This is a genomic window from Pseudomonas sp. GW821-FHT07F01 (assembly GCF_059418825.1).
On record NZ_JBWKQO010000002.1, the window covers coordinates 549,936 to 574,809 of the forward strand.

25 protein-coding genes are annotated in these 24,874 nt (G+C 65.9%); 13 read left to right on the forward strand and 12 right to left on the reverse strand.

Annotated features, from left to right (window positions below; all coding sequences use genetic code 11):
* Positions 1-17 precede the first annotated feature (17 nt).
* The 7 genes from AC07R1_RS08620 to AC07R1_RS08650 form a co-directional block, all read right to left on the reverse strand.
* Positions 18-1,424: an aldehyde dehydrogenase family protein gene (locus tag AC07R1_RS08620; RefSeq protein WP_011062097.1), complete on the reverse strand. Its 1,407-nt coding sequence runs from the start codon at positions 1,422-1,424 to the stop codon at positions 18-20.
* Positions 1,425-1,434: 10 nt separating this feature from the next.
* Complete coding sequence (locus AC07R1_RS08625) at positions 1,435-2,478, reverse strand: homoserine dehydrogenase (protein ID WP_220222902.1); 1,044 nt, start codon at positions 2,476-2,478, stop codon at positions 1,435-1,437.
* A gap of 307 nt (positions 2,479-2,785) precedes the next feature.
* Entirely contained in the window at positions 2,786-3,223 is a 438-nt protein-coding gene (locus AC07R1_RS08630) for an Lrp/AsnC family transcriptional regulator (protein ID WP_065363285.1), read from the reverse strand.
* A gap of 22 nt (positions 3,224-3,245) precedes the next feature.
* A complete protein-coding gene (gene thrC / locus AC07R1_RS08635) occupies positions 3,246-4,622 on the reverse strand; it encodes a threonine synthase (RefSeq protein ID WP_011062100.1) in 1,377 nt (458 codons plus the stop codon).
* Positions 4,623-4,638: 16 nt separating this feature from the next.
* A complete protein-coding gene (locus AC07R1_RS08640; RefSeq protein WP_011062101.1) occupies positions 4,639-5,529 on the reverse strand; it encodes a LysR substrate-binding domain-containing protein in 891 nt (296 codons plus the stop codon).
* 41 nt (positions 5,530-5,570) lie between these two features.
* A complete protein-coding gene (locus tag AC07R1_RS08645; protein ID WP_011062102.1) occupies positions 5,571-7,007 on the reverse strand; it encodes an amino acid permease in 1,437 nt (478 codons plus the stop codon).
* Positions 7,008-7,160: 153 nt separating this feature from the next.
* The gene (locus tag AC07R1_RS08650) at positions 7,161-8,435 is read right to left on the reverse strand and encodes a cystathionine gamma-synthase family protein (protein ID WP_125063482.1); all 1,275 of its coding nucleotides are present in this window, start codon (positions 8,433-8,435) and stop codon (positions 7,161-7,163) included.
* 239 nt (positions 8,436-8,674) lie between these two features.
* Between AC07R1_RS08650 and AC07R1_RS08655 the strand changes: the two genes are divergently transcribed.
* Complete coding sequence (locus AC07R1_RS08655) at positions 8,675-9,211, forward strand: DinB family protein (protein WP_495110417.1); 537 nt, start codon at positions 8,675-8,677, stop codon at positions 9,209-9,211.
* Here AC07R1_RS08655 and AC07R1_RS08660 read toward each other — a convergent pair whose 3' ends face one another.
* The gene (locus tag AC07R1_RS08660; protein WP_495110418.1) at positions 9,212-9,436 is read right to left on the reverse strand and encodes a hypothetical protein; all 225 of its coding nucleotides are present in this window, start codon (positions 9,434-9,436) and stop codon (positions 9,212-9,214) included. It lies immediately after the preceding gene.
* 179 nt (positions 9,437-9,615) lie between these two features.
* Between AC07R1_RS08660 and AC07R1_RS08665 the strand changes: the two genes are divergently transcribed.
* Both AC07R1_RS08665 and AC07R1_RS08670 read left to right on the forward strand, forming a co-directional pair.
* Positions 9,616-9,915, forward strand: a complete 300-nt coding sequence (locus AC07R1_RS08665) for a YceK/YidQ family lipoprotein (RefSeq protein ID WP_011062106.1) — start codon at positions 9,616-9,618, stop codon at positions 9,913-9,915.
* Between the two features lie 60 nt (positions 9,916-9,975).
* The gene (locus tag AC07R1_RS08670) at positions 9,976-10,365 is read left to right on the forward strand and encodes a YceK/YidQ family lipoprotein (RefSeq protein WP_041118989.1); all 390 of its coding nucleotides are present in this window, start codon (positions 9,976-9,978) and stop codon (positions 10,363-10,365) included.
* Between the two features lie 27 nt (positions 10,366-10,392).
* Here the strand turns inward: AC07R1_RS08670 and AC07R1_RS08675 are convergent, their stop codons facing one another.
* Positions 10,393-11,166: an EAL domain-containing protein gene (locus AC07R1_RS08675; protein ID WP_011062108.1), complete on the reverse strand. Its 774-nt coding sequence runs from the start codon at positions 11,164-11,166 to the stop codon at positions 10,393-10,395.
* A gap of 246 nt (positions 11,167-11,412) precedes the next feature.
* Here AC07R1_RS08675 and AC07R1_RS08680 point away from each other — a divergent pair, with 246 nt between their 5' ends.
* Positions 11,413-12,414, forward strand: a complete 1,002-nt coding sequence (locus AC07R1_RS08680; protein WP_495110419.1) for an AraC family transcriptional regulator — start codon at positions 11,413-11,415, stop codon at positions 12,412-12,414.
* Positions 12,415-12,460: 46 nt separating this feature from the next.
* Here the strand turns inward: AC07R1_RS08680 and AC07R1_RS08685 are convergent, their stop codons facing one another.
* Positions 12,461-12,982, reverse strand: coding sequence for an SgcJ/EcaC family oxidoreductase (locus AC07R1_RS08685; protein WP_011062110.1), 522 nt, complete (start codon positions 12,980-12,982; stop codon positions 12,461-12,463).
* A 173-nt stretch (positions 12,983-13,155) separates the two neighbouring features.
* On the opposite strand from AC07R1_RS08685, the gene AC07R1_RS08690 reads away from it, so the two are divergent.
* From AC07R1_RS08690 to AC07R1_RS08705, 4 genes are read left to right on the forward strand one after another with little or no spacing between them, the layout of a single operon-like run.
* The gene (locus AC07R1_RS08690; RefSeq protein ID WP_065363281.1) at positions 13,156-14,316 is read left to right on the forward strand and encodes a sensor histidine kinase; all 1,161 of its coding nucleotides are present in this window, start codon (positions 13,156-13,158) and stop codon (positions 14,314-14,316) included.
* The gene (locus AC07R1_RS08695) at positions 14,313-14,981 is read left to right on the forward strand and encodes a response regulator (RefSeq protein WP_011062112.1); all 669 of its coding nucleotides are present in this window, start codon (positions 14,313-14,315) and stop codon (positions 14,979-14,981) included. Before AC07R1_RS08690 ends, AC07R1_RS08695 begins: the two co-directional genes overlap by 4 nt.
* On the forward strand, positions 14,978-17,305 hold the full coding sequence (locus AC07R1_RS08700) for an ATP-binding protein (RefSeq protein ID WP_401335979.1): 2,328 nt from the start codon (positions 14,978-14,980) through the stop codon (positions 17,303-17,305). Before AC07R1_RS08695 ends, AC07R1_RS08700 begins: the two co-directional genes overlap by 4 nt.
* On the forward strand, positions 17,302-17,754 hold the full coding sequence (locus tag AC07R1_RS08705; protein WP_015636233.1) for a response regulator: 453 nt from the start codon (positions 17,302-17,304) through the stop codon (positions 17,752-17,754). The genes AC07R1_RS08700 and AC07R1_RS08705 overlap by 4 nt, the downstream gene beginning before the upstream one ends.
* Before the next feature lie 174 nt (positions 17,755-17,928).
* Here the strand turns inward: AC07R1_RS08705 and AC07R1_RS08710 are convergent, their stop codons facing one another.
* The gene (locus AC07R1_RS08710) at positions 17,929-18,726 is read right to left on the reverse strand and encodes an AraC family transcriptional regulator (protein ID WP_015636234.1); all 798 of its coding nucleotides are present in this window, start codon (positions 18,724-18,726) and stop codon (positions 17,929-17,931) included.
* Positions 18,727-18,811: 85 nt separating this feature from the next.
* On the opposite strand from AC07R1_RS08710, the gene AC07R1_RS08715 reads away from it, so the two are divergent.
* The 3 genes from AC07R1_RS08715 to AC07R1_RS08725 all read left to right on the forward strand — a co-directional run bounded on the left by AC07R1_RS08715 (position 18,812) and on the right by AC07R1_RS08725 (position 21,776).
* Positions 18,812-19,810 (forward strand): bile acid:sodium symporter family protein, encoded by a 999-nt coding sequence (locus tag AC07R1_RS08715; protein ID WP_015636235.1) that lies wholly within the window; start codon positions 18,812-18,814, stop codon positions 19,808-19,810.
* A 104-nt stretch (positions 19,811-19,914) separates the two neighbouring features.
* Positions 19,915-20,943 carry a hypothetical protein gene (locus AC07R1_RS08720; RefSeq protein WP_495110420.1) on the forward strand — a complete coding sequence of 343 codons (1,029 nt, stop codon included), beginning with the start codon at positions 19,915-19,917 and terminating at the stop codon, positions 20,941-20,943.
* A 212-nt stretch (positions 20,944-21,155) separates the two neighbouring features.
* Positions 21,156-21,776, forward strand: a complete 621-nt coding sequence (locus tag AC07R1_RS08725) for a LysE family translocator (protein ID WP_011062117.1) — start codon at positions 21,156-21,158, stop codon at positions 21,774-21,776.
* A gap of 12 nt (positions 21,777-21,788) precedes the next feature.
* Here the strand turns inward: AC07R1_RS08725 and ptrR are convergent, their stop codons facing one another.
* Positions 21,789-22,667, reverse strand: coding sequence for a putrescine utilization regulator PtrR (gene ptrR, locus AC07R1_RS08730; protein ID WP_011062118.1), 879 nt, complete (start codon positions 22,665-22,667; stop codon positions 21,789-21,791).
* Between the two features lie 101 nt (positions 22,668-22,768).
* Here ptrR and AC07R1_RS08735 point away from each other — a divergent pair, with 101 nt between their 5' ends.
* Positions 22,769-24,160, forward strand: a complete 1,392-nt coding sequence (locus tag AC07R1_RS08735; RefSeq protein WP_495110421.1) for an aldehyde dehydrogenase family protein — start codon at positions 22,769-22,771, stop codon at positions 24,158-24,160.
* A 216-nt stretch (positions 24,161-24,376) separates the two neighbouring features.
* The gene (locus tag AC07R1_RS08740; protein WP_065363278.1) at positions 24,377-24,655 is read left to right on the forward strand and encodes an Arc family DNA-binding protein; all 279 of its coding nucleotides are present in this window, start codon (positions 24,377-24,379) and stop codon (positions 24,653-24,655) included.
* Positions 24,656-24,874 lie beyond the last annotated feature (219 nt).

The window sequence follows — 24,874 nt, forward strand, 5'->3', positions numbered from 1 at the left end:
TGTTGCTGCAATCAGCCTCAGCCCAGGCGGTTGAGGCACACCACCTTGGGCTGGGTCATTTCCTCATAGGCGAAACGCACCCCTTCTCGGCCCAGGCTGCCGTACTTGAAGCCGCCAAAGGGCATGGCATCGAAACGGTAATCGGAAGAGTCGTTGATCATCACCCCACCCGCCTCGATCCGCCGCGCAGCGTCCATAGCGATACGCAGGTCATTGGTGAAGATCCCTGCATGCAGGCTGTATTCGGGCTGATTGGCCAAAGCGATGGCCTGATCCAGATCGTCGAACGGTTGCAAGACCACCACTGGCGCAAAGACCTCGTCCTGCCACAGGCGACTGCCGTGGTCGACATTCTCCAGCACCGTGGCGGCGTAACAGGAACCCCGGCGCTGATGCCCACAGAGCAAACGCGCGCCCTGTTGCAGCGCTTCATCCACGACCTTCTGCGCGTTCTGCGCCGCCTGCAGGCTGATCATCGGCCCGATGTCCGTGCTGCTGGCCAGCGGGTCGCCACTGACCTGCTCCCGAGCCAGGCGCACAAAAGCCTCTCGAAACGCCTCATAGATCGAGGCCTGGACCAGCAGGCGCTGGGTGCCGATGCAGTTCTGCCCCGCCGCCCAGAAGGCCCCGGACACGCAGCTTTCCACCGTCGCCGCCAGGTCACAGTCGGCCATCACGATCACCGGCGCATTGCCTCCCAGGTCCATGGCCAGCTTTTTCAACCCGGCGCTGCGGGCGATCTGCTCCCCGGTGACGAAGCCGCCGGTGAACGACACCATGCGCACCTCACGGGCTTCCACCAGGGCCTTGCCCAGGTCCGCACCACCGGTGGCCAGGGTCACCACCGAGGTCGGCAGGCCGGCATCGCGCAAGTAGTCCACCAGCTTGATCGCCGACAGCGGCGCCAGCTCCGAGGGCTTGAGAATCACCCCGTTGCCCCCGGCGATGGCCGGGCCCAGCTTGTGCGCCACCAGGTTCAACGGATCGTTGTAAGGCGTGATCGCCAGGATCAGCCCCAAGGGCTCGCGCGAAAACCAGCCCTGGCGGTTTTCCGAACCTTCATAGGCATCAAACGGCAGCACCTCGCCGGCATTGCGCTTGGCCTCTTCGGCCGACAGCTTGAGGGTGTTGATGCAGCGCTTGACCTCTTTCTGCGCCTGTTTCAGGGTCTTGCCCGCTTCATCGACGATCAACCGGGCGAAATGTTCGGCGTCGCGCTCGATGTTCAGGGCCGCCCGCTCCAGAATCCGTGCCCGCTGATAGCGCGGCAGCGCCGCGCAGTCGCTGACACCCTGGCGGGCTTGCTGCAACAGGTAGGGCACGGCACAGGCCTCAAGGCGTGGCACTGTCCCGATCAGCCGACCATCGAAGGGGCTGCAGACATCAATCGAATCGGCGGCCAGCGCCAGACGTGACAGGTTCATGGGCATGCTCCTAGCGGGCCAAGCGCGACTGGTGGATGTGAATGATGTCCGAGAGCAAGGCAAAGGCGGTCTCGATGCGCCCAGCGCCCGGCCCGGACACCGTCACCGCGCCCAGCAGTTCGGTGTTGAACGACACCGCGTTGATCGCCCCGCCAATGCCCGCCAGCGGATGGGCCAGGGGCAACAGGCGCGGCTCGACACTGGCTTGCAGCGAGCCATCGGCCAGGCGTTGGGCCGAACCAATCAGCTTCCAGCGCGCGCCCTCGGCACGGGCCTGCTCCAGGTCCTTGACCGTCAGGCCGGAGATACCCCGGCAACTGACATCACTGACGGTCAACTGCGCGTCGAGCAATTCGTTGGCCAGGATCACCACCTTCAAGCGCACGTCAAAGCCTTCGACATCCGCGCTCGGATCGGCCTCGGCATACCCCAGGGCCTGGGCCTCGGCCACCGCTTCGGCAAAGCCCAGGCCGGCCTCCATGCGGGTCAGCACAAAGTTGGAGGTGCCATTGAGAATGCCCTCGAACCCCAGTAGCCCACTGCCGGCCAGGGACTGCTTGGCCATGCGGATCACCGGGGTGCCGCTCATCACCGCGCCTTCGTATTCGAAGGCCGCCAGATTGCGCTGGGCCAGGGCCTTGAGCTCGGCGCTGTGCAGGGCAATGGGGCCCTTGTTGGTGGTCACCACGTGCTTGCCCTGCTCCAGGGCCCAACGGCAGAAGGTACTCGCTGGCTCGCCGTCCACCGGGTTGGTGAAAGTGGCCTCGGCAATGATGTCGGCGCCGGAGTCCTTGATCACCTGTTCGTTGAGCGCCTCCACCTGGCCGCCCGGCAGTTGCGCCAAGGCGCCCTTGGTTGCCGGCAGCTTGCTCAGCAGACCGGCATCCAGCCCCTGGGGAGCGACGATGGAGCCCAGGAACAGATCGCTGATGCCAACGATCTTCAAGCTGAAACCCAGTTGTTTTTTCCACGCCTGATTGCGCTCGGCAATCAGTTGCGCCAGGGCCCGGTTGACCCCGCCGAAGCCCACCAGGGCGATGTTGTATTCAGTCATTTTTGTTGTGTTCCATCCGGGTTGAGAAGCTGATGGACACAAGGTTAGGGGGCGGGACCGGGCAGTGAAATATGCCGTTTTGCTGTATTTGCTGAGCATTTTGCCCAGCGCCGGTGACCACTGCCGAAGGCTGCGCTCACAGGCGCTGGCTACGCAAAACCCGCAACCAAGACTGCCCCTGTAGCCGCTGCCGAAGGCTGCGAACGGGCCTTGGGCACGCAACGACCCCACCAACGCTGAAGCCCCTTCGGGCCTTTTCGCAGGCTGCGTCAGCGGCTACAGAAGGCCAGAAGATCCGGCTCTGCGCTCAGGCCACAGAGGACAAGACAAAGGACGTCACGGTGTTTTCCACCCCGGGCAAGGCGGCGATGTCATTCCACACCCGGTGCACCCGCTCTACGCTGGCGGCGCTGACCCGCACCAGCACATCGAACTCGCCGCTGAGCACTTCGCACTGGATGATCTCCGGCATCGCGCGCAGCGCCTGCAATACATCGGCCCCGCGCATGCGGTCGTAGCGGTAGACGAAGATCAGCGCATTGATCCGGGTATCCGCCCCGCGCCCTTCGCCCAGGCGAATGGTGTAGCCCTGGATCGCTCCGTCGCGCTCCAGGCGTTCGATGCGCTGGCGCACCGCGTTGCGCGACAGGTTGACCTTGGCCGCCAGCTCGGCATGAGCCGCCCGGGCATTGCGGGTCAGCTCGGCGATGATGCGTTCGTCCAGTGGATCCAGGATCCGCTTCATGAAGCCTCCTTCGCGGTGCCCATCACAGTGCCTTCAGGCAGTGCAGTACGGCGGCAAAATCATCCGCCGCCAGTGCCTGCCACTGCGCCGTGGAAGGCGCCGCGAGTGGCTGCGGTGCCAGCCCGGGAATACCCAGCGAGCCCAGCAACCGAGCCGACTTGGCCGGCGCGATCTCCCCCAGGGTGACCATGGGCGCCACCAGGCTGCGGCGGTACAGGCGCGCCGCCAGGACACCGATGGCAGCATGGGGGTCGATGATGTAGCCGGTGTCCCGATAGAGGCTGCTGATCTCCTTGCCGGTCTCTTCATCGCTCACCGAGTAGGAGTCGATGATCATCCGCGCCTGCAGCCAGAACTCGTTGCCCAGGGTCATCTCGCCACTGCCTTCAAAGCGCTGCATCAGGCCCGCCACCGCATGCGGGTCCTGGCCATAGAGCTCCCAGACAAAGCGCTCCAGGTTGGCGAACAGCGACAGGTCCATGGCCGGCGACAGGCTCTGGCTGGCCTCGGCGCGACAATAGCGGTTCTTCAGGAACAGCTGGTGCAGGGCGTCGTTGCGGTTGGTGGCGACAATCATCTGGGTGATGGGCAGGCCCATCTTCTGCACGATATAGCCGGCATAGACCTCGGCGAAGCTGGCCGCCGGCACGCTGAAACCGATGGGCCGCTGGCCGCCCCCCAGTTGCAGCACGGCATGGAAATACAGCACCAGCTGGGCCATGACCCCGACCCAATTGCTGGAGTTGAAGCCGATCACCTCGCGCTCGGCCAGGGGCCATTGGCGCAGCAGGCGGGCCACCAGGGTCTGGCAGTCGTCGAAGCTGCCCTGCACGGCAAAGCGCCACAGCCCGGGGTTGTGTGCCGCCTGCAACTGCTGCCCTTGCTGCTCGGGCACGCCGTGCTGCGGATAGAACACCAGCACCTGGGTCTGCGGGCAGTCCTTGAAGGCGTCGATAGCCGCCAGCGCGGTATCGCCGTTGCTGGCCCCCACCAGCACCCCGTGGCGCTGCCGGCGCTGGAGGAAATAGCCCACCAGTTGCGCCTGCAACCGCGCGGCAAAATCCTTGGCCGAGCCTGTGGGCCCATGGAACAGTTCCAGCACCCATTCATTGCGGTCGATCTGTCGCAGGGGCGCCACCGCGCGGTGGCCAAAGCCGCTGTAGGCGCGGCTGAGCAAGGCCTTGAAGTCCGCCTCGGGCAGGCAGTCGCCCACAAAGGGGCTGAGCACCCGGAAGGCCAGTTCGGGGTAATCCAGGGTCGACCAATTGGCGATCTCCTGGGGGCTGAAGCGTGGCAGCTCGGCAGGCACGTACAGCCCGCCATCGGCGGCCACGCCGGATAACACCACGCTTTCGAAATCCACCTGCTCGGCGGTACTGCGGGTACTCACATAACGCATGTTTGGCTCCGGCCAGTCATTTATGGCGATGGGCCTGCTCCACCAGCCAGGTGGAAAATTCCAGCGCATCGGGGTGTGGATCGGCCCCGGCGCCACGCACCAGGTAAAAGGATTCGCTGGCCTCGATGCGCTGACTGAAAGGCTCCAGCAAGCGCCCGTCGGCGAGCATCTGGTCGACCATGGAGGAACGGGCCAGGGCCACGCCCAGGCCCAGTTCGGCCATGCGCAAGGTGGAAATCAGGGTGTCGAACTGCATCCCCCGGGACGAATCCACTTGCTCGGCGCCGGCCCGCTGCAGCCAGTAGCCCCAGCCCTCTTCGTAGCCCAGCACATGCAGCAGCGGGTGCCGGGCCAGGTCCGCCGGCACCTCTAGCGGCGCCTTGTCCAGCAAGGCCGGGGCGCACACCGGGAACAGCGTGTCCCAAGTCAGGCGCTGGGCCACCAGCCCCGGCCAGTGGCCGTGGCCCCAACGAATTTCCAGGTCGTCTTCGCCATCCAGCTCCTTGACCCAGATATTGCTGATGTAGCGGATATCCACCAGCGGGTGCCTGTGCTGAAAATCCGCCAGCTTGGGCGCCAGCCAGTGGACGAAAAACGCCAGGCTGCCGCGCACCTTGATCGGCCGGCGCTTGTGCTGGCCGAAAATTTCGTTGGTGCCCACCGCCAACCGGGTGATCGCGTCCTGCACCACCGGCAGGTAGGAGCGGCCCTCCTCGGTCAGGTCCAGGCCGCGGGGCAGGCGCTTGAACAGCGCCACCCCGAGGTGGCTTTCCAGCTGGCGGATCTGTTGGCTGACCGCGCCCTGGGTGAGGAACAGTTCCTCGGCGGCGTGGGTGAAGTTAAGGCAACGGGCGGACACCTCGAAGGCGCGCAGCCAGTTCAGCGGGGGCAAGCTTTTCTGCTTCATGGCCTGGCTCTCATGGACACCCTGGGCGCCGGGCGCACCCGTCAACCCTGCAGGGCATCGGAGGGCCGAGCCAGGGCTGCCAGGGACAGGCGCCGCTGGCGGCTACTGCGGGTAATGTAATACACCAGGTAGCACCAGGCGATGAAGGGCAGGCCGAAGTACAGGGCCACGCGCTGCTCGGGGTCGAAACCGATGCCGACACAGGCCAGGGCGCAGCACAACAGCGCCCCCAACGGCACCCAGGGGTAGCCACGAACACGGAATTTCAAGTCGCGCACGTCACCACCGTTGGCCACGAAGTGCCGGCGAAAGGCGATCTGGCTGGCGGCGATGCTCATCCACACCACCACCACCGCCAGCCCGGAAATCGACACCAGGGCCAGGTAGATGGTGTCCGGGGCGAACACGCTGCTGAGCAGCGAGGCGGCGCCACCAGCCATGCTCACGATGATCGCGTTGAGCGGCGTGCCCATGCGGGTCAGGGCCGAGAACTGCTTGGGCAGGTGCCCCTGGTCACTCAGGGTCCAGAGCATCCGCGAGGCGGCGTACAGCCCGGAGTTGGCGGCGGACAGCAACGCGCTGATGATCACGAAGTTCATGATGTCGGCCGAGTACGGAATGCCGATGTAGGTGAACACCGTGACGAACGGGCTTTCCACCAGGCCGGCCTGCTCCCGGGGCAATAGGGTGGCGAGGACGAAGATGGTGCCGACAAAGAAGATCGCCAGGCGCAGCACCGTGGTGCGGATCGCCCGTGGCACATTGCGTTGCGGGTCACGGGTTTCGCCAGCGGCGATGCCGATCAGTTCGGTGCCGGAGAAAGCGAAGGCCACCGCCAGTAGGGTCATGGCGATCGGCATGAAGCCGGTGGGGAATAGCCCCTCACGGGTGAAGTTGCTCAGGCCGATGCTGTGGGCCTGGTCGATGTGCAGAAGACCGAGAATCGCCCCGCCGCCCACCACCAAAAATGCCAGCACGGTGATCACCTTGACCAGCGACAGCCAGAACTCGGTCTCGGCGAACAGCCGCACCGACACCACGTTGGACAAGAACACCACCATGGCGAACAACGCGCTCCAGATCCACACCGGGGTCTCGGGGAACCAGCGGGCCATGAGGATCCCGGCGGCGGTGAATTCCGAGCCGATGGCCACGGTCCAGGTCAGCCAGTACAGCCAGGCCACGGTGTAGCCGGTGCCTGGGCCGAGAAAGCGCGTGGCGTAGGTGCTGAAGGAGCCGGTCTCGGGCATCTGCACCGCCAGCTCGCCGAGGCACATCATCACCAGGTACACCATCAGCGCGCCGATGATGTAGGCGATCACCGCGCCCAGCGGGCCGGCCTGGTTCACCGTGTAGCCGGACGTGAGGAACAGCCCGGTGCCTATCACCCCGCCCAGGGCGAGCATGACAATGTGCCGGGTCTGCATTTCTTGCTTGAAGCCGCCGCGCAAGTCGGTCTGTTGTTCTTGTAGGGACATGATGGTTCTCATGAAAGTTGTCAGGGCAAGTCTCAATTTCTGCGACTGTGGAAATGGGCAGAAAACAAATCGGATGCCACCAGGTTTTTATTGTTATTCCTCTTCATGAAGCCCCCACTGGCTGCCTTGCTGTGGGGGTGTTGCGCGCTCTTTTCAGTGGGCGACCTCGGCCCGCGGGTCCTGGGATGGGATGGCGCCAGGCGCCGCATTCTGCTTGAGGGATTGGCGCAGCCAGGCGAAGGCCTGCTGCAGGTCGGCCAGCAGGTCATCGGTGTCTTCGATGCCCACCGAAATCCGCACCAGGCCTTCGGAAATGCCCAGGGCCTGGCGCTCTTCCAGGGTGTTCTCCACATGGCTGGTAGTGCGCGCCGGGCCGTAGATGGTTTCCACCGCCCCCAGGTTGCCGGCGCAGTGGGCATAGCGCAGGCGTGGCAACAGCTGCTTGACGCTGTCCATGCCACCCCCCAGGACAAAGCTGACGATGGCGCCGAAACCGCGCATCTGCGCACAGGCCACGGCGTGGTTCGGGTGGTTGGGCAGGCCCGGGTAGTTCACGGCTTCCACCAACGGCTCATTGAGCAGGAACTGCGCCAGCTGCGCGGCGCTGTGCTGTTGCTGGCGCATGCGCAGGGCCAGGGTCTTGATCCCGCGAATGATCAGGTAGGCCGAGAACGGATCGAGGCTGGCACCGTTGATTTCCCGGTAGTGACGCACCTGGCTCATCAGCGCTTCGCTGCCGCAGGCCACGCCACCAAGCACATCGCCGTGACCGCTGAGGAACTTGGTAGCGCTGTGGATCACCACATCCACGCCCAGCGCCAGGGGGTTCTGATTCAGCGGCGTAGCGAAGGTGTTGTCCGCCACCACCAGGGCGCCGACCTGTTTCGCCGCGGCGACCAGACGCTGGATATCGACGATCTTCAGGGTCGGGTTGGTCGGCGTCTCCAGGTACAGCAGGTCGCAGCCCTTGGCGATCTCGGCCTCGATCTGCTGCTGGTCGAAGGTTTCGCAGAGGGTCACGGCCACGCCCATGCGCGGCAGGAATTCCTCGAAGATCTTGTTGGTACCACCGTAGCTGTCCTTGGTCGACACCACCCGCTGGCCGTGGCGCAGGAAGCTGTAGAGCACGCCGCTGATGGCTGCCATGCCGCTGCTGAAGGCCACCGCCGATTCGGCGTTTTCCAGATCCTGCAGCTTGGCTTCCAGGGTTTGCACCGTGGGGTTGCTCATGCGGCTGTAGATAAAGCCCGGGGCCTTGCCCAGGGCCACGTCGTACCACTGGTCGATGTCGTCGTAGCCATAGGCGGCGCTGGCGACAATCGGGGGTTGCGTGGCGTTGTAGGGATGACGGACTTGCTCTCCGCCCCAGACCACCCGGGTAGCGGTTCCGGGGTTTTCCAGCCCTGTGCGTTCAGGTTTTTTATTCATTGCAACGGCTCACCATAAAGGGTGCGCGGCCTGTTGCCGCGCTGGATCTGGTGGCCAATATAGAGAAAAGCCCAAGCCCCGAGAAACGATGTTATCGGGGCCAAAGGGGCGGTTTTTTTAATGGCTGCACAGCCCTGCAAACGGCCTGCGCACGAGGCTTTTGTGACACCTCTTGCATTGCGGCACCGGGGCTTGCGAAGCTGCTGCGCGCCAGCCCGCAAACCCCGAAAGGAACCGCAATGAACCGCACCGAGCACCTGTGCCTGATGGCTCGCTACAACCAGTGGATGAACAGCAAGCTCTACAGCGCCGCCATGGGCCTGTCCGATGCGCAACTGGCTCTGGACCGGCAGGCCTTTTTCGGCTCGATCCTCGGCACCCTCAATCATTTGCTGGCCGGCGACACCATCTGGCTCAAGCGCTTTGCCCAGCACCCGGCGCGGTTTGCGGCCCTGGCGCCGCTGCAGCAGGTGGCCCTGCCACAGGACCTCAAGACCCTGCTGTTCCCAAACCTGGGCGGGCTCTGGCAGCAGCGTCAGTGGCTGGACCAGTTGATCCTCGATTTCAGCCAGTCCCTGAGCGACGCCGACCTGGACAGCAGCCTGCCTTACACCAACACCCGGGGCGTGGTCGCCGAGCGCAATGTCTATAGCCTGCTGGTGCATTTCTTCAACCACCAGACCCACCACCGCGGCCAGGCCGGCACCCTGCTGACCCAGGCCGGGGTGGATATCGGCGATACCGACCTGCTTATGCTGATACCCAGCGATATCTGATCAGGCTTGAGCCCAACGGGCGCGCAACAGGGGCAGGCCGCGCTCGTGCCAGAAGCCCATGGAAATCCCGCCGCTGGACATGCCGCCATGGGCAAAGGCCTCGACGAAGAAATGCCCTGCCGAGCTCCAGGCCTTGCCGGTCAGTTGCTCGAAGGCCTGGACGATCAGGGCCTCCAACTGCTGCGCCGTGGCCGGCCAGGGCGTGTGGGCCAGATGCGTGGCCATGGCTCGCCACAGATAGGGGTCCCCCCGTAGCCCCCAAGACAGCGGTTCCTCCGCGAACAGCCGTGCGACGCTGCGCTCTCCCTCCATCGAACCCTCCCGGCACTGCGCCCAGTATTTATTCAGCGCCCAATCTAGCGTCTGCAGCGGGCTTCTGCGACCATGCGCGCGGAAAAACCCGCTTGCTAAGGAATGGCGCCATCAAAGCCCTCAATGCTCTGTTCGTTGTGTCCCTGCTGTCCCTGGTGGGCTGCGGCACCCTGATCGCCCGCACCCCCAATTCCCATACCAGCTACGACTACTACAAAGGCACCCAGGCCAATATCGAACTGCTGACCATGCGCGGAGCCAGCGGCTACGACGGCTACGTCACGCTGTTCTGCTGGATGAGCATTGTCTGCCCGGTGGTGGCCATCGTCAGCCTGCCGGTGGACGCCGTGGCCGACACCGCGCTGCTGCCCTATGACGCGATGAATCACTGATTCGCGCCCCCTGCCAATGGCCTGAATGGAAGAGCGATCATCCGAATCATCAATTACCTGTTGCTGCTCAACACCCTGCTGCTGTCCGGCTGCGGCACCTACATGACTCGCGGCAATGCCCTGGACTTTCGCGACGACCGCTACTACCGCAGCGTCAAGACCAACGCCCAAGTGCTCACCGGCTATGACATGGGCTACGCACGCATGATCACCGGCGGCTGCTGGGTGATGGTGGTGTGCCCGATCCTGATGATCGCCAGCCTGCCCCTGGACGCGGCGCTCGACACCGTGCTGCTGCCCTACGACGCGCTCCAGCCGGAGCGGCCCAAGCGCAACATGCACGTGGATAGGAAGGAGATTCCCGAGCAAGACCTGCAGGCATTGCCCATCAGTGCCGAGGTGCAAGACCCGACGGCCCACACCCCGCCCATCACCCCGCAGGCTGATTGAACCCCTTCAGGCGGGCATGCACCCGGGCTACGCCTGATCCGGCGTGCACAGCTGGGGCACCCGCTGCGCCAGGCGGCAACGTCGCCCCAGGCGATCCACCTGGGGGCGGCCGAACAGGTAGCCCTGCCCCCACTCGCCACCACAGGCCGTGGCCAGGCCCTGGTCGGTGGCAGTCTCCACCCCTTCGATGATCACGCAGGGCGCCAGGGTCTTGCACAGTTGCACCAGGTGGCTGAGGGTCTGGGCGCTGTTGAGTTCGCTGCGGGCGCGCTGGATGTAGCCCTTGTCGATCTTGACGATGTCCGGCCGGGTCTGGCGGATGAACTCCAGGGTGCCCAGGCCCGCGCCGAAATCGTCGATGGCCACCCGGCAGCCCAGTTCGCGCAGGCACAGGACAAACTCGCTGGCCGCCTCGATGCTCGGTGGCGTGGCGCTTTCGGTGATCTCGATGACCAGCCGCGCGGCCACGCCGGGAAAGTCCCGCAACTGCTGGACAATGGGGTACCAGAATGAATCGATGATCGCGCTCTGGGCCGAGATATTGCACCCCAGGCGCAGGCGTTCGTCCCGTTGCAGGCTGTCGATCACACAGAGCACCACGCTGCGGTCCAGCTCGCGCATCACCTGGTGCTTTTCCAGCAGCGCCAGGGGGTAGACATCCCCGCCCTGGGCATCGACATGGCGCAGCAACCCTTCGTGGTAGAGCACCCGGCTGCTGTCGGGCAGCCACACCACCGGCTGGAATGCCAGCATCAAATGGCCCTCGGCCAATTCACGATAAAAGTCTTTGATGCTTTGCATGACAGATCCATAGGCAAGCCAACGACGCACCCTCGAGCGTGGTACGACGAGCCCGCCGCCGCACTCGCCCAAGGGTCCCTGCCCAACCATGATCGACCCTGCCCGGGCCACCCGGAAGTGTTCCCGGATACCTTTCGCTTGTCCTCGGAAACCTGGGCCGGTGCTTATTCGTCTGTGGCCTTTTGTTTATTGCAATCATGCAAAAGGCCTCATCGATATCATTTAGCCACTAGTCCAGGAAGACCTATGCACAGAATGACCAGCGCCAGCTTTCGGGTGCTTGCCGATGTCATGAGAGAAGGCGGCGCGAATGTCGACGCCCTGCTCAGAACCTTCGCCAGCAGCATCCAGGACGTTGAGGAAAATCCCAAGGGCGTGAGGCTGGAACTGGTCTATCAAGTAATGCGCGAAGCCACCCGCCGCACCGGCAACCCGGACCTCGGGCTGCTGGCCTACAGCAAGGCCCATCCGGCCAACCTGGAGGCCCTGGGCTATGCGGTGATGTCTTGCGCGACCCTGGGGGCAGCGCTGCAGCGCCTGGTGGATTACCAGGCGCTGACCAGCAACGGCTTCTGCATGTGCCTGGAACGCAAGCCCGACGCGTTGCAACTGATCGGTTTCGACGTCACCGCCGAGCCTTCGCTGATCCCCCGGGCGGTGATCGACGCCGGCGCCGCCCAGACCCTGGGCCTGCTGCACTGGCTGCTGCCCCAGCACAAGCCGCGGCCGCTGGTGGCGGCCTTCACCTACCCCGAGCCTGCGGACACGCGCATGCTGCGCCGGCTGATGGGCGACAACCTGCAGTTCTGCGCGCCCCACAACAGCCTGACCTTCAGCAGCCAGGACTGCGCCATCGCCCTGCCCACCGCCGACCCGGCGCTGGATGTGCTGCACATGGAATACGCCCGCAACCGCCTCAATGTGCTGCTCAGCGGCTCGATGACTGCGCGGGTGCGCCGCGCCCTGTCCGAATCCCTGGCCCAGGGCGCGCCCAGCGACCTGCCGCATATCGCCCAGGCAGTGGGGGTCAGCACCCGCAGCCTGCAACGCAGCCTGGGCCATGAAGACGTGCACTTTTCGGCGCTGCAGGACGAGGCGCGGCTGATGCTGGCCCACAGTTTTCTGCGCAACTCCATGCGCAGCGTCAAGTACATCGGCGCCCTGTTGGGCTTTCGCGACCAGAGCAGCTTTCACAAGGCCTGCCTGCGCTGGTTCGGCATGACCCCGGGGCGCTACCGCGAGCAGTGACAGCAGCGCCGAGCAAAGGCTCGGCGCAAGGTGACAGGAGCCTGGATCAGTGGCTGGCTTGCAACTGCGGCTGCACTTGCGGCATGGCCGAAGAGTGGTGGTTGAGGATTTTCCACTGCCCGCCCAGGCGCTCGTAGAGAAAGGTGTAACGGGCCTGGACCTGCTGTTTCTTGCCGTCGGCGGCAGTCAGGGTGAAGGTGTAGACGCCGCTGTCCATGGCCGCATCCGGGCCCAGGTGACGAATCTCCCGGTAGTTGATCTGGCCCACCGGCCGCGAGGCCATGAAGTGCTCGAAGTAGTCCTGGATCTGCGCGTGGGTGCTGCGCACCTGGTTGGAGACCGTGGGTTGCAGCACTGCATTGGCCGCATAGAGGCTGACCACGGCTTGCGGGTTGCCGGTCTGCAGGGCGCTGTTCCAGCGGTCGAAGAGACCGGCGATTTCCCGGTCCTGCAGGTTCTGCGGCTGCTCGGCCACGGTGCGGTACACGTAAGGGGTGGCTTCCAGGGCCTGAGCCAGTGGCGTGCTCAGCACGAAGAACAGGGCCAGGGCGGTGCTTTTCAGTTTCATTCACGGACTCCAGTGGGTTTCAATGAGCCCCACTGTGCCCCGGGCCGTCGCCCCTGCCATCGGCCAACTGGAGCCTGCGGCCTATGCCATTTGGCAGATAGGCGCGATACCGGGCACGGGGGTCTAATACCCTGCCCCGAGCCACTGCACCGCCCCCACCCTGGAGTTTCCCGATGCCCAGCCCGCCCCTCGATCCCGCCAGCGCCCTGGCCCTGCGCAGCCAGTACCGGCAGTCGCAAAGCCGCGCCGCGCGCCTGCGGCTGCTGGTGGACACCGGCCAGGAGCTGCTGCAACTGCCCCCCGGACAGATGCGCCAGCGGGTGGTGCAGCGGGCCTGCGCCTTTGTCGCCATGGACCAGGGGCTGTTGCTGGAATGGAGCCGCGACGGCGTGGCCCATGCCAGCGCCGAACAGGGCCACGGCGAATGCCTGCAAGCCCTGCGCGCCGTGGCCGGGCAGGCCCAGTGGCTGGAGCGCCCGCTTGCGCAAACCGGGGTGCTGCGCGTACTGCTGCACCGCGCCGACGGCCAGCCCTTCGGCGCCCTGCTGCTGGCCAACAGTGTGCCCATCAGCGCGCCGGACAGCGAAGACCTGGAATCCCTGCAACTGCTGGCCACGCTGTTGGCCACGCACCTGGAAAACCAGCGCCTGCTGCAGGACCTGCAAGCCCGGGAGCGCAGCATGTCGGAGCTGGTGCAGCGCCTGTTCAGCGCCCAGGAGGATGAGCGCAAGCGCGTCGCCTACGACCTGCACGACGGCCTGGCGCAAACCCTGGCCGGGCTGCACCAGCGCCTGCAGGGTTTCGCCGGGCGCTGCCCGCCGCTGCCTGAGCCCCTGCACGATGAACTGCAGACCATCCTGCAGCTGGCCCAGGGCTGCGTCGGCGAAGGCCGGCAACTGATCGGCGGCCTGCGCCCCCATGTGCTGGACGACTTCGGCCTGTTGCGGGCCATCGACCGCGAGGCCGACCGCCTGCGCGACGCCGGGCTGGCGGTGCACTGGCAGCAGCGCTACCCGGAGCGCCTGCCGGCGGCCCTGGAAATCGCCCTGTTCCGCATCGCCCAGGAAGCCATCAACAACATCCTCAAGCATGCCCGGGCCCACAGCGTCAGCCTGAACCTGGCCCTGGAAGCAGGCCAGGCGGTGCTCGGCATCAGCGACGACGGCGCAGGTTTCCAGCCGGCATCCGGCCAGGGCATCGAACAGTTGGGCCAGGTGGCCATGCAGGAACGCGCCCATTTGCTGGGCGGGCGTTTCACCTGCCACAGCCGGCCCGGCAGCGGCACCCGGATTCTCGCCCGCGTCCCCGTCCCCTCCCTGGAGCACGCGGTATGACAGCGGTGATACGCCTGGTCCTGGCGGACGATCATGAAGTCACCCGCACCGGCTTCATTGCCCTGCTGGCGGGCAACCCGGAGTTCGAGGTGGTGGGGCAAGCCAGGGATGGCGAGCAAGCCCTGGCCCTGTGCGAGCAACTGCGCCCGGACCTGGCCATCCTCGATATCCGCATGCCCCTGCTCAACGGCCTGGGGGCCGCGCGCCTGCTGCAACAGCGCCAGCCCGAGGTCAAGGTGGTGATCTTCACCATGGACGACAGCCCCGATCACCTGGAAGCCGCCATGGCCGCCGGCGCCGTGGGCTACCTGCTCAAGGACGCCAGCCGCGAAGAGGTGCTCGACGCCCTGCAGCGCGTGGCCCGCGGCGAAGAGGCGCTCAACAGTGCGGTCAGCGCCCGCCTGCTGCGGCGCATGAGCGAGCGCGGCAACGGCCAGGCGCCCCAGGCTCAGGCCCTGACTGCCCGCGAGCGCCAGGTGCTGGGGCTGGTGGCCGGCGGCTTCAGCAACCGCGAGATCGGTGAAAAGCTGGGCATCACCACCGGCACCGCCAAGGCCCATGTGGAACGGGTAATCGGCAAGCTCGGCGCCGCCGACCGCACCCAGGCCGCGGTGCGCGGCATGGCCCTGGGGCTGGTGGCGCAACCTGCCGGGCAGTGGCCGTGAACCTGCTCAGCGCCCGGCGCTGGGCCGACCTGCCGCTGCGGGGCAAGGCGCTGGTGGTGATCTCCCTGCCGCTGGTGATCCTGCTGCTGTCGCTGGTGCTGATCTACAGCACCGAGCGCCAGACCGCCCGCGCCGAGGAGGACGTGCGCCGGGTGCTGCTGGTGCAGGGCGATATCCAGGCGGTGCACACCCTCCTGGCCGAGGCCGCCGCCAGCGTGCGTGGCTACCTGCTGACCCGGCGCGAGGACTTTTTACCCGCCTACCTCCAGGCCCGGCCGCAGATCGAGGCCGCGCTGCAACGCCTGGACCAGAATGTCCAGGACCCGCGCATGCGCGACTACCTGCAGACCATCACCCCGCTGATCCGCACCAAGCTCGACGGCCTGGTGGCCCTGCGCAACGGCAGCCGCGACGACGCCGCCACGGTGACCGCGATCCTGATCGACAACAAGCAGGTACTGGATGTGCTGCGCGAGCAGATCAGCGCCATGCGCGTGCGCGAGGATGCGCTGCTGGCCGAACGTAGCGCAGCCGCCGCGGCAACCCGCATGCGCCTGCTGTTCGCCACCTTGCTGGCCGCCGGCTGCGGGCTGTTCGGCGCCATCGTCGCGGTGCTGTTGCTGTCCCGGGGCATCGTCACCCGGGTGCAGCAGGTACAGGGCAATGCCCAGCGCCTGGCCCTGGGCCAGCCGCTGCGCCCGCAAGCGCCGGAACAGGATGAAATCGGCCAGCTGGGCACGCGCCTGGTGGAGGCAGGGCAACTGCTGGCCGAGCGCGAACGGGCCCTGCGCGACAACGAGGAACGCCTGCGGCTGATCATCGACGGGGTCAAGGACTACGGGATCTTCGCCCTGGACACCGCAGGCCGGGTTACCACCTGGAACGTCGGCGCGGAACGGATCAAGGGCTACAGCGAGCAGGAAATCATCGGCCGGCATTTTTCCCTGTTCTACCTGCCCGAAGAGTGCCCCCAGCACCCGGACATGGCCCTGCGCGAGGCCACCGCCCACGGCCACTACATGGAAGAGGCCTGGCGCTGTCGCAAGGACGGCAGCCGCTTCTGGGCCAGCGTGGTGATCACCGCGCAGTACGACGCCAGCGGCGCCCTGCGCGGTTTTTCCAAGATCACCCGGGACATCACCGATCGCCGTGCCGCGGAAATCGCCCTGGGCACCGCCCGCGAGGAAGCGGAAAGCGCCAGCCGCGCCAAGAGCGAATTTCTCTCGCGCATGAGCCACGAACTGCGCACGCCGCTGAACGCCATCCTCGGCTTCGCCCAACTGCTGGACATGGATTCCAGTGCCGGCCAGCGGCCCCAGGTCGGGCATATCCTGCGGGCCGGGCAGCACCTGCTGGGGCTGATCAACGAGGTGCTGGACATTGCCCGTATCGAGGCCGGGCGCCTGCCGCTGAACGTCGAGCCCATGGCCCTGGCGGCGGTGCTGCACGAAGCCCTGACCCTGGTGTCACCCATGGCCGCGGACGCCGGCATCACCCTGGCGCCGCTGCCGGAACTGGCGGCGGACAGCGGCGTGATCGCCGACCGCCAGCGCCTGATCCAGGTGCTGCTCAACCTGCTGTCCAACGCCATCAAGTACAACCGCGCGGGTGGCCGGGTCAGCATCGACGTGGCGATCGAGGCATCGCGCCTGCGCCTGAGCGTGCTCGACACCGGCGCCGGCATCACCGCCGAGCGCCTGGAGCGCCTGTTCAAGCCCTTCGAACGCCTGAACGCCGACCCCAGGGTCGAAGGCACCGGCCTGGGACTGGCCCTGAGCAGGAGCCTGCTGGAAATGATGGACGGCAGCCTGGGCGTACAGAGCACCCCGGGCAGCGGCAGTTGCTTCACCCTGGAGCTGCCCTTCGTGCGCCTGGCCGCTGCAGCCGCCGTGGCGCCCTGCAACGCCCCGGCGCTGAACGTGCCGGCGCCACAGCCCGCAAGCCGCTACCAGGGCAAGGTGCTGTGCATCGAAGACAACCTGCAAAGCCTGGCGCTGATCGAAACCCTGCTGCAACGGCGCCCGGGCATCCGGCTGCTGTCGAGCATGCAAGGCCAGATGGGCCTGGACCTGGCCCGCCAGCACGCGCCGCAGATGATCCTGCTGGACGTCAGCCTGCCGGACCTGCCCGGCCTGGAGGTGCTGCAACGCCTGCGGGCCTCCAGCGCCACGGCCGACACCCCGATCCTGATGATCACCGCCGACGCCAGCGAACCGACCCGGCGCGCCCTGCTCGACGCCGGGGCCACGGCGATCCTGACCAAGCCCATCCACATCCCGGTGTTCTTCGCCCACCTCGATGCCTGTCTCCCGGAGCTCCCATGACTGCCGATCTGCGCATCCTCATCATCGATGACCAGCGCCCCAACCTCGACCTGATGGAACAGCTGCTGGCCCGCGAAGGGCTGCACAACGTCCTCAGCAGCACCCAGCCGCTGCGCAGCCTGGAGCTGTTCAACAGCTTCGAGCCGGACCTGGTGATCCTCGACCTGCACATGCCCGAGTTCGATGGCTTTGCGGTACTGGAACAGCTCAACCGACGGATCCCGGCCAACGACTACCTGCCGATCCTGGTACTCACCGCCGACGCCACCCGCGACACCCGCCTGCGGGCGCTGGCCCTGGGCGCCCGGGACTTCATCAGCAAGCCCCTGGATGCCCTGGAAACCCTGCTGCGGATCTGGAACCTGCTGGAGACCCGGGCCCTGTACAAGACCCTGCGCACCCTGGTGCCGCCGGAGCGCATCGAACTGCTGCGCCCACCAAGAACCTGACCTGCCGCACCTATCGCACCTGGCCCCACCACCGCCCCCTGTAGCCGCTGCCGCAGGCTGCGAACGGTCGCGCAGCGACCGCCGGGCGGGCGCCGCGCAGGGCCAGGAACCCGGTTCGGGTCTGCTGCGCAGCCCATCGCAGCCTGGGGCAGCGGCTACAGGAAGCTCGGGGTGTCAGAGGTCGCGGAAGAACTCCCCCGGGGTGGCGTCGAACTGCTGGCGAAAGGCGGCGATAAATGCCGAGGTCGAGTCATAACCACAGGCCAGCGCCACATCAGTGACCCGCTCGCCCTGCTCCAGGGGAGTCAGGGCGCCCAGCAGGCGCAGGCGCTGGCGCCAGGCACGGAAGGTCAGCCCGGTGTCCTTGAGGAACAGGCGGCTGAGGGTCTTCTCCGTCACCCCGAGCTTCTGGCTCCACTGGCCCAGCGTCGTGGCCTGCTCCGGGTGCGCCTGCAGGCTGCGGTAGATCGCCCGCAGGCGCACGTCGTGGGGCAGCGGCAGCATCAGGTCCAGCTGCGGCGCGGCGGCCAACTGGTCCAGCAGCACCTGGGCCAGGCGCCCGTCGGCGCTGTCCTCGACATATTCCACAGGCAATTCACTGAAGGCGCGGATCAACTCCCGCAGCAGGCTGCTGACCGCCAGCACCTGGCAGCTGTCCGGCGCCGCCCAGGTGGTAACGCTGCAATCGAGATACAGGCTGCGCATCTCGGTGCGCGGCGAGCTGAACACCCGGTGCGGCACCCCGGCGGGAATCCACACCGCCCGTTGCGGCGGGGCGATAAAGCGCCCGCCGCTGGTCTGGATCTCCAGCACCCCGGCAATGGCGTAGGACAATTGCACCCACGGGTGGCTGTGGCGCCGGGTCAAGGCGCGATTGGGCAAGGATTCGGTGCGCCCGTACACCGGCCGCGGCAGGCTGGGCAAACCGGGAATACTGCGCCGGACGATCTTTTCATGTCCTTTAGGCGGCATTAACTGGCTCCTTGGCGTTAGTCGGTAAAACGCAGCCACGTTAGAGTCGCCCCACCGCACTTGGCAACCCCCGGATGATCCCGCTATGACTCGCTCGCGTCTTTTGCCCGACAACTTCACCCTGACCCTGATCGGCGTGGTGCTGCTGGCCAGTTTCCTGCCGGCCAGCGGCCAGGTGGCCATAGGTTTCGGCTGGCTGACCAACATCGCCATCGGCCTGCTGTTCTTCCTCCACGGCGCCAAGCTCTCGCGCGAGGCGATCATTGCCGGGGCCGGCCACTGGCGCCTGCACCTGCTGGTGTTCAGCCTGACCTTCATCCTCTTTCCCGTGTTGGGCCTGGCGCTCAAGCCGCTGCTGTCACCGCTGGTGGGCAACGACCTGTACATGGGCATGCTGTATCTGTGCGCCCTGCCGGCCACGGTGCAATCGGCGATCGCCTTCACCTCCCTGGCCCGGGGCAATATCCCGGCGGCCATCTGCAGCGCCGCGGCGTCGAGCCTGTTCGGGATCTTCCTCACCCCGCTCTTGGTGACCCTGCTGCTGAACGTGCACGGCGAAGGCGGCTCGACCCTGGACGCCATCCTCAAGATCAGCGTGCAGTTGCTGCTGCCCTTTATCGCCGGGCAGATCGCCCGACGCTGGATCGGCGCCTGGGTCGGGCGCAACAAGAACTGGCTGCGCTTCGTCGACCAGGGCTCGATCCTGCTGGTGGTCTACGGCGCCTTCAGCGAAGCGGTGAACGAAGGCATCTGGCACCAGATCCCGCTGTGGGAACTGGCCGGCCTGGTGGTGGCCTGCTGCGTCCTCCTGGCGCTGGTGCTGCTGGCGTCGAGCTTTCTCGGCAAGCTGTTCGGCTTCGACCAGGAAGACCGCATCACCATCCTCTTCTGCGGCTCGAAAAAGAGCCTGGCCACCGGCGTGCCCATGGCCCAGGTGCTGTTTGCCGGCAGCACCATGGGCGTGCTTATTCTGCCCCTGATGCTGTTCCACCAGATCCAGCTGATGGTCTGCGCGGTGCTGGCCCAGCGCTACGCCAAGCGCCCGGAATCGGTGGCCGAGCTGATGGGCCAGGTCGACCCGTAGCCTTTCCTGCAAGGCGGCCCGGCGGCTGGCCGGGCCTGCGCGCAGATGGCGGTGAAGATCGCGCAATGGCATGATGCCGCGGCGAAAATCATCAAGGACCGCTGATGTTTCCCCATCGAATTCAAGCCCCCAGCCAGGCCGACCTGGAACTGCAGGTTAGCGCCCGGCTGGAGGCCGATGACCAGGCCCGGGTCATCGTCCAGTTCGCCAAGGCCGAACAGTACGACGACGAACTGCTGAATCAGCTCGACACGCTCTGCGCCCGTTTCGGCGAGCGCCTCAATGTGCGTTTCTACAGCCACTATCCGGGCAGCGCGTTTGACGGCCGCACCTTGCTCGCCCTGCCCAATGTCCACTCCCTGAGCCTGGATTGCCTGGACACTCTGGAACACTTCGAAACCATTGGCAGCCTGCACAAGCTCAAGGATTTCGCCCTGCAAGTCATCAGCGCCGACCTGCCGGGCCTCTTGGCCCTGCCCAACTTGAGGGGGCTGCGAACGCTGCGCCTGTCCCTGGACAAAGGCCCGGCCATAGACCTGGCGCCCCTGGCCACCATGGCCGAACTGCACACCCTGTCCCTCAGCGTGCAAAGCCATCACCTGGACGTACTGAGCCAGTGCCCGGGCATCCGCCACCTGGACCTGCACCGCATGCCGGCCAAGACGCCCCTGGGCATGGTCGCCGGCATGACCGGCCTGCACAGCCTCTCGGTGACTTTCGGCAGCCGTGAGCAGATGCCGGAGCTGCGCAATCCCCAGGTCAAGGAACTGGAGATCATGCGGGTGCGCGGCCTCAACCGCCTGGACCTGGATGGCTTTCCCCTGCTTGAAGTGTTGAAGATCGAGGACCAGGCGCAATTGAGCCAACTGGACCTTGGCGGGGCGCCGCAGTTGCGCAAGATGAGCCTGATCAACCTCAAGACCCTGGGGGAACTCAGCGGCCTGAAAACCTCGAACATCGCTGACCTGCGCATCATCAAGGCCCCACAGTTGGATCTGCTGACACTGATCGACAGCCACCTACCGGCCAGCGTGCAGCACCTCAAGCTGCTCAGTGGCAAACGCGCCGTGGACAAACAGCTCGACGCCCGGCAACAGCAGCTGGGCATTCCTGAACCCCGCGGCCCCTATTGACCGCCGCCCTCTCGTAGGAGCGAGCTTGCTCGCGAAGGACGTCAACGATAACGCGCACTTGCAGGGAACAGGCGGCGCTTTGGAAATCATCGCGAGCAAGCTCGCTCCTACAGATTCACCGCCCCTTCCGTGATCACCCGCACCCGTGGCGCGCATTGGCACCCCACGGCTGTGCTAACGTTCGCCAACCCCAAAGCTTGAAACCCTGCCCCATGTCCATCACTGAGAATCTCCTGGCCTTCACCCTGGCCGCCACGCTGCTGACCCTGACCCCGGGCCTGGACACCGCCCTGGTGCTGCGCACCGCCACGGTGGAAGGCCGGCGGCAGGCGCTGCGCGCGGCGTTGGGCATCAATGCCGGCTGCCTGATCTGGGGCGCGGCTGTGGCCTTCGGCCTGGGGGCCTTGATCGCGGTGTCGGAACTGGCCTTCAACCTGTTGAAGTACTGCGGCGCCGCCTACCTCGCCTGGCTGGGACTGAACATGCTGCTGCGCCCGCGCCACTCGTTTGCTCCCACAGGCGCGAACAGCGACCCCGGCACCAACTGGTTTCTCAAGGGCATGCTGGGCAATGTGCTCAACCCCAAGGTGGGAGTGTTCTACGTGTCCTTTCTGCCGCAGTTCATTCCCCAGGGCCAGCCGTTGGTGGCCTGGACCTTCGGCCTGGTGAGCATTCACGTGGTACTGGGGCTGGTCTGGTCGCTACTGCTGATCGCCGCCACCCGGCCCCTGGCCGGTGTGCTGCAGCGGGAAAAGGTGATCCAGTGGATGGACCGCACCACAGGGATGATCTTCGTACTGTTTGCCGCTCGATTGGCCTTGAGCAGGCGCTGAACATCGCTCCCCTCAAACCTCAGCCAGCACCGCCCCACGCTCCTCCAGCAGCTTCACGAAACTGCTCAAACTCTGGGACACGGTGCCGCGCCGCCAGACCAGCCAGGTGCGCAGGAAGCGAAAACGCGGGGACAACGGCCAGACGCTGACCGTGGCGCAGCCGGGCATGCTTTCCAGCATGCTGCGTGGCATCAGCGCCAGCCCGGCGCCGGCGCTGACGCAGGCCAGCATGCCGTGGTAGGACTCCATTTCATGGATCTTGCCCGGCACCGCGGCGTCCTGGGTGAACCAGCTTTCGAAGTGATGACGGTAGGAGCAATTGGCGCGAAAGGCGTAGATGCTTTCGCCGTTGACCTCCCGCGCCCGAGTAATCGGCGCATGGCCCAGCGGGGCGATCAGCACCATTTCCTCCTCGAACACCGGCAGCCCTTCCAGAGCCGGGTGGCGCACCGGGCCGTCGACGAAGGCGGCCACCAGGCGGCCAGACAGCACGCCGTCGATCATGGTCCCGGAGGGGCCGGTGGACAGGTCCAGTTCCACCTTGGCGTACTGCTGGTTGTAGGCCGCGAGCAGCGCCGGGATGCGTACCGCCGCCGTGCTTTCCAGCGAGCCCAGGGCGAACGGTCCCTGGGGCTCCTCGCCGGCCACGGTCAGGCGCGCCTCGGCCACCAGGTCGAGAATGCGCCGGGCGTAGTCGAGGAAATTCCAGCCGGCGGGTGACAGGCGCATGCGGCTCTTCTCGCGGATAAACAGCTCCACCCCCAGGTCCTGCTCCAGTTGCTTGATCCTGGTGGTCAGGTTCGACGGCACCCTGTGGATCAGCTGCGCGGCGGCGCTGATGCTGCCCTGCTCGGCAACGGCCTTGAAAATTTCCAGCTGGACCAGATCCACGGCATTCTCCAAACGTGAACGACTTGCTCAATATTATTCAGTTTTCAGCAAAGATCCAGCACCGTAACCTGCTGCCATTCCCACCCGAGCAGGACGGTGCCATGAGCCTTGTTTCCAGCCACACCCACGCCTTGTCGATCAACCCCGCCACTGGCGAGCAGATCGGCGCCTACCCCTACCAGTCCGAGGCTGAGCAGGACGCCGCGCTGAGCCGTGCCGCCGCTGGTTTCGCCCAGTGGAAACGCCAGAGCATCGCCGAGCGCGCCAGCCGCCTGAACGCACTGGCCCAGGCCCTGCGGGACAACAGCGAGGCCATGGCCCGCATGATCAGCCTGGAAATGGGCAAGCCCCTGCCCCAGGCCCGGGGCGAAATCGAAAAGTGCGCCCAGCTGTGCCTGTGGTACGCCGAGCACGGCCCGGCCATGCTGGCCCCGGAAGCGACCCTGGTAGAAAACGACAAGGCACGCATCGAGTACCGGCCACTGGGCCCGATCCTCGCGGTAATGCCGTGGAACTTCCCGATCTGGCAGGTGCTGCGCGGCGCGGTGCCGGCGCTGCTGGCGGGCAACACCTACGTGCTCAAGCACGCCCCGAATGTCATGGGCAGCGCCTACCTGCTGCTGGACGCCATGCAGCGCTCCGGTTTCCCTGAGGGCGTGTTCGAGCTGCTCAACGTCACCCCGGAAGGCGTATCCAGCGCCATCGCCGACCGCCGCATCGCCGCCGTGACCCTCACCGGCAGCGTGCGCGCCGGCATCGCCATCGGCGCCCAGGCCGGCGCCGCGCTGAAGAAGTGCGTGCTGGAACTGGGCGGTTCCGACCCCTTTATCGTGCTCAACGACGCCGACCTCGACGAAGCGGTCAAGGCCGCGGTGATCGGCCGCTACCAGAACACCGGCCAGGTCTGCGCCGCCGCCAAGCGCCTGATCATCGAGCACGGGGTGGTGGAGGCCTTCACCCGCAAATTCGTCGAAGCCACCCGCGCCCTGGTCATGGGCGACCCGCTGGCCAGCGACACCTACATCGGCCCCATGGCCCGCTTCGACCTGCGTGACGAGCTGCACCAGCAGGTCCAGGCGACCCTGGCCGAAGGCGCCACCCTGCTGCTGGGCGGCGACAAGGTCGAAGGCGCAGGCAACTATTACCAACCCACGGTGCTGGCCAACGTCACCGAGCAGATGACCGCCTTCAAGCAGGAACTGTTCGGCCCGGTGGCCGCCATCATCAGCGCCCGGGATGCGCAACACGCCCTGGAACTGGCCAACGACAGCGAGTTCGGCCTCACCGCCACGATCTTCACCCAGGACCTGGAACGGGCCCGGCAGATGACCGACGAGCTGGAAACCGGCGGCGTGTTCATCAACGGCTACAGCGCCAGCGACCCCCGGGTGACCTTTGGCGGAGTGAAAAAAAGCGGCTTCGGGCGCGAGCTGTCGCACTTTGGCGTACGCGAATTCTGCAATGCGCAGACGGTGTGGCTGGATCGCCGTTGAGGCTCGGTGGCCACATCATAGGCTGAACGACCCCGGTGTAAAACGGACCTGGATCAGGTCCGCTTTTTAATCGGATTAGAGGCCGGTTCTAGTGCGAATCAGAACCTTCCTAATGAAAAAGCGCCGTTTTTTTCATTCTTTTAAGAATTTTCTTGAAGCAAGCAAGCCTGCCTCATTCTTATGATGCTGCTCTTTGGCATTACTCTGAGGTCCGCTATGTGCTCCTCCCTGCAAAAGTTCATCGTTCGTCTTCCAGGCGACCTGCACAACCAGCTCAAACACATTGCCAAACGAGAAAACCGCAGCATGAACAATGAAATCGTCGACCGCCTGGAAAAATCCCTGGTCGTCGATGAAACCCGCGAGATGAATGAGAAGCTCATCAGCCTGCTGCTGCGCAAGGTCGATTCCATGGAGGAGCGGATCAAGTACCTGCAGATGGGCCACCCGGAGCCCGAGCAGGATTGCCCACCGCCGTGTTACGCAAGGACTTGAAGCGGCCACTCCCGCCACGCGATCTTCTACCTTTCCCGCCTTTACCCCCTCGCTGCAGCTTGTATGATGGCGCCTGCCCGACAGTACCCAGCGGCAACCGCCAGGCCCCGGCCTGATGCTCGCAGGGCTCCCCCGCTGTTCCTCACTACACACGCAGGTCGACGCTCCTAGCCTTCCCAGGAACCTCCCTCGGCTTCTGCCATGGGGCCGCGTCGCCTT

Excerpts from the sequence above, each read along its gene's own strand:
- AC07R1_RS08620 (WP_011062097.1), bottom strand. The coding sequence starts at position 1,424 with ATGAACCTGTCACGTCTGGCGCTGGCCGCCGATTCGATTGATGTCTGC.
- AC07R1_RS08625 (WP_220222902.1), bottom strand. The coding sequence starts at position 2,478 with ATGACTGAATACAACATCGCCCTGGTGGGCTTCGGCGGGGTCAACCGG.
- AC07R1_RS08630 (WP_065363285.1), bottom strand. The coding sequence starts at position 3,223 with ATGAAGCGGATCCTGGATCCACTGGACGAACGCATCATCGCCGAGCTG.
- thrC (WP_011062100.1), bottom strand. The coding sequence starts at position 4,622 with ATGCGTTATGTGAGTACCCGCAGTACCGCCGAGCAGGTGGATTTCGAA.
- AC07R1_RS08640 (WP_011062101.1), bottom strand. The coding sequence starts at position 5,529 with ATGAAGCAGAAAAGCTTGCCCCCGCTGAACTGGCTGCGCGCCTTCGAG.
- AC07R1_RS08645 (WP_011062102.1), bottom strand. The coding sequence starts at position 7,007 with ATGTCCCTACAAGAACAACAGACCGACTTGCGCGGCGGCTTCAAGCAA.
- AC07R1_RS08650 (WP_125063482.1), bottom strand. The coding sequence starts at position 8,435 with ATGAATAAAAAACCTGAACGCACAGGGCTGGAAAACCCCGGAACCGCT.
- AC07R1_RS08655 (WP_495110417.1), top strand. The coding sequence starts at position 8,675 with ATGAACCGCACCGAGCACCTGTGCCTGATGGCTCGCTACAACCAGTGG.
- AC07R1_RS08660 (WP_495110418.1), bottom strand. The coding sequence starts at position 9,436 with ATGGCCACGCATCTGGCCCACACGCCCTGGCCGGCCACGGCGCAGCAG.
- AC07R1_RS08675 (WP_011062108.1), bottom strand. The coding sequence starts at position 11,166 with ATGCAAAGCATCAAAGACTTTTATCGTGAATTGGCCGAGGGCCATTTG.
- AC07R1_RS08680 (WP_495110419.1), top strand. The coding sequence starts at position 11,413 with ATGCACAGAATGACCAGCGCCAGCTTTCGGGTGCTTGCCGATGTCATG.
- AC07R1_RS08685 (WP_011062110.1), bottom strand. The coding sequence starts at position 12,982 with ATGAAACTGAAAAGCACCGCCCTGGCCCTGTTCTTCGTGCTGAGCACG.
- AC07R1_RS08690 (WP_065363281.1), top strand. The coding sequence starts at position 13,156 with ATGCCCAGCCCGCCCCTCGATCCCGCCAGCGCCCTGGCCCTGCGCAGC.
- AC07R1_RS08695 (WP_011062112.1), top strand. The coding sequence starts at position 14,313 with ATGACAGCGGTGATACGCCTGGTCCTGGCGGACGATCATGAAGTCACC.
- AC07R1_RS08705 (WP_015636233.1), top strand. The coding sequence starts at position 17,302 with ATGACTGCCGATCTGCGCATCCTCATCATCGATGACCAGCGCCCCAAC.
- AC07R1_RS08710 (WP_015636234.1), bottom strand. The coding sequence starts at position 18,726 with ATGCCGCCTAAAGGACATGAAAAGATCGTCCGGCGCAGTATTCCCGGT.
- AC07R1_RS08715 (WP_015636235.1), top strand. The coding sequence starts at position 18,812 with ATGACTCGCTCGCGTCTTTTGCCCGACAACTTCACCCTGACCCTGATC.
- AC07R1_RS08720 (WP_495110420.1), top strand. The coding sequence starts at position 19,915 with ATGTTTCCCCATCGAATTCAAGCCCCCAGCCAGGCCGACCTGGAACTG.
- AC07R1_RS08725 (WP_011062117.1), top strand. The coding sequence starts at position 21,156 with ATGTCCATCACTGAGAATCTCCTGGCCTTCACCCTGGCCGCCACGCTG.
- AC07R1_RS08735 (WP_495110421.1), top strand. The coding sequence starts at position 22,769 with ATGAGCCTTGTTTCCAGCCACACCCACGCCTTGTCGATCAACCCCGCC.
- AC07R1_RS08740 (WP_065363278.1), top strand. The coding sequence starts at position 24,377 with ATGTGCTCCTCCCTGCAAAAGTTCATCGTTCGTCTTCCAGGCGACCTG.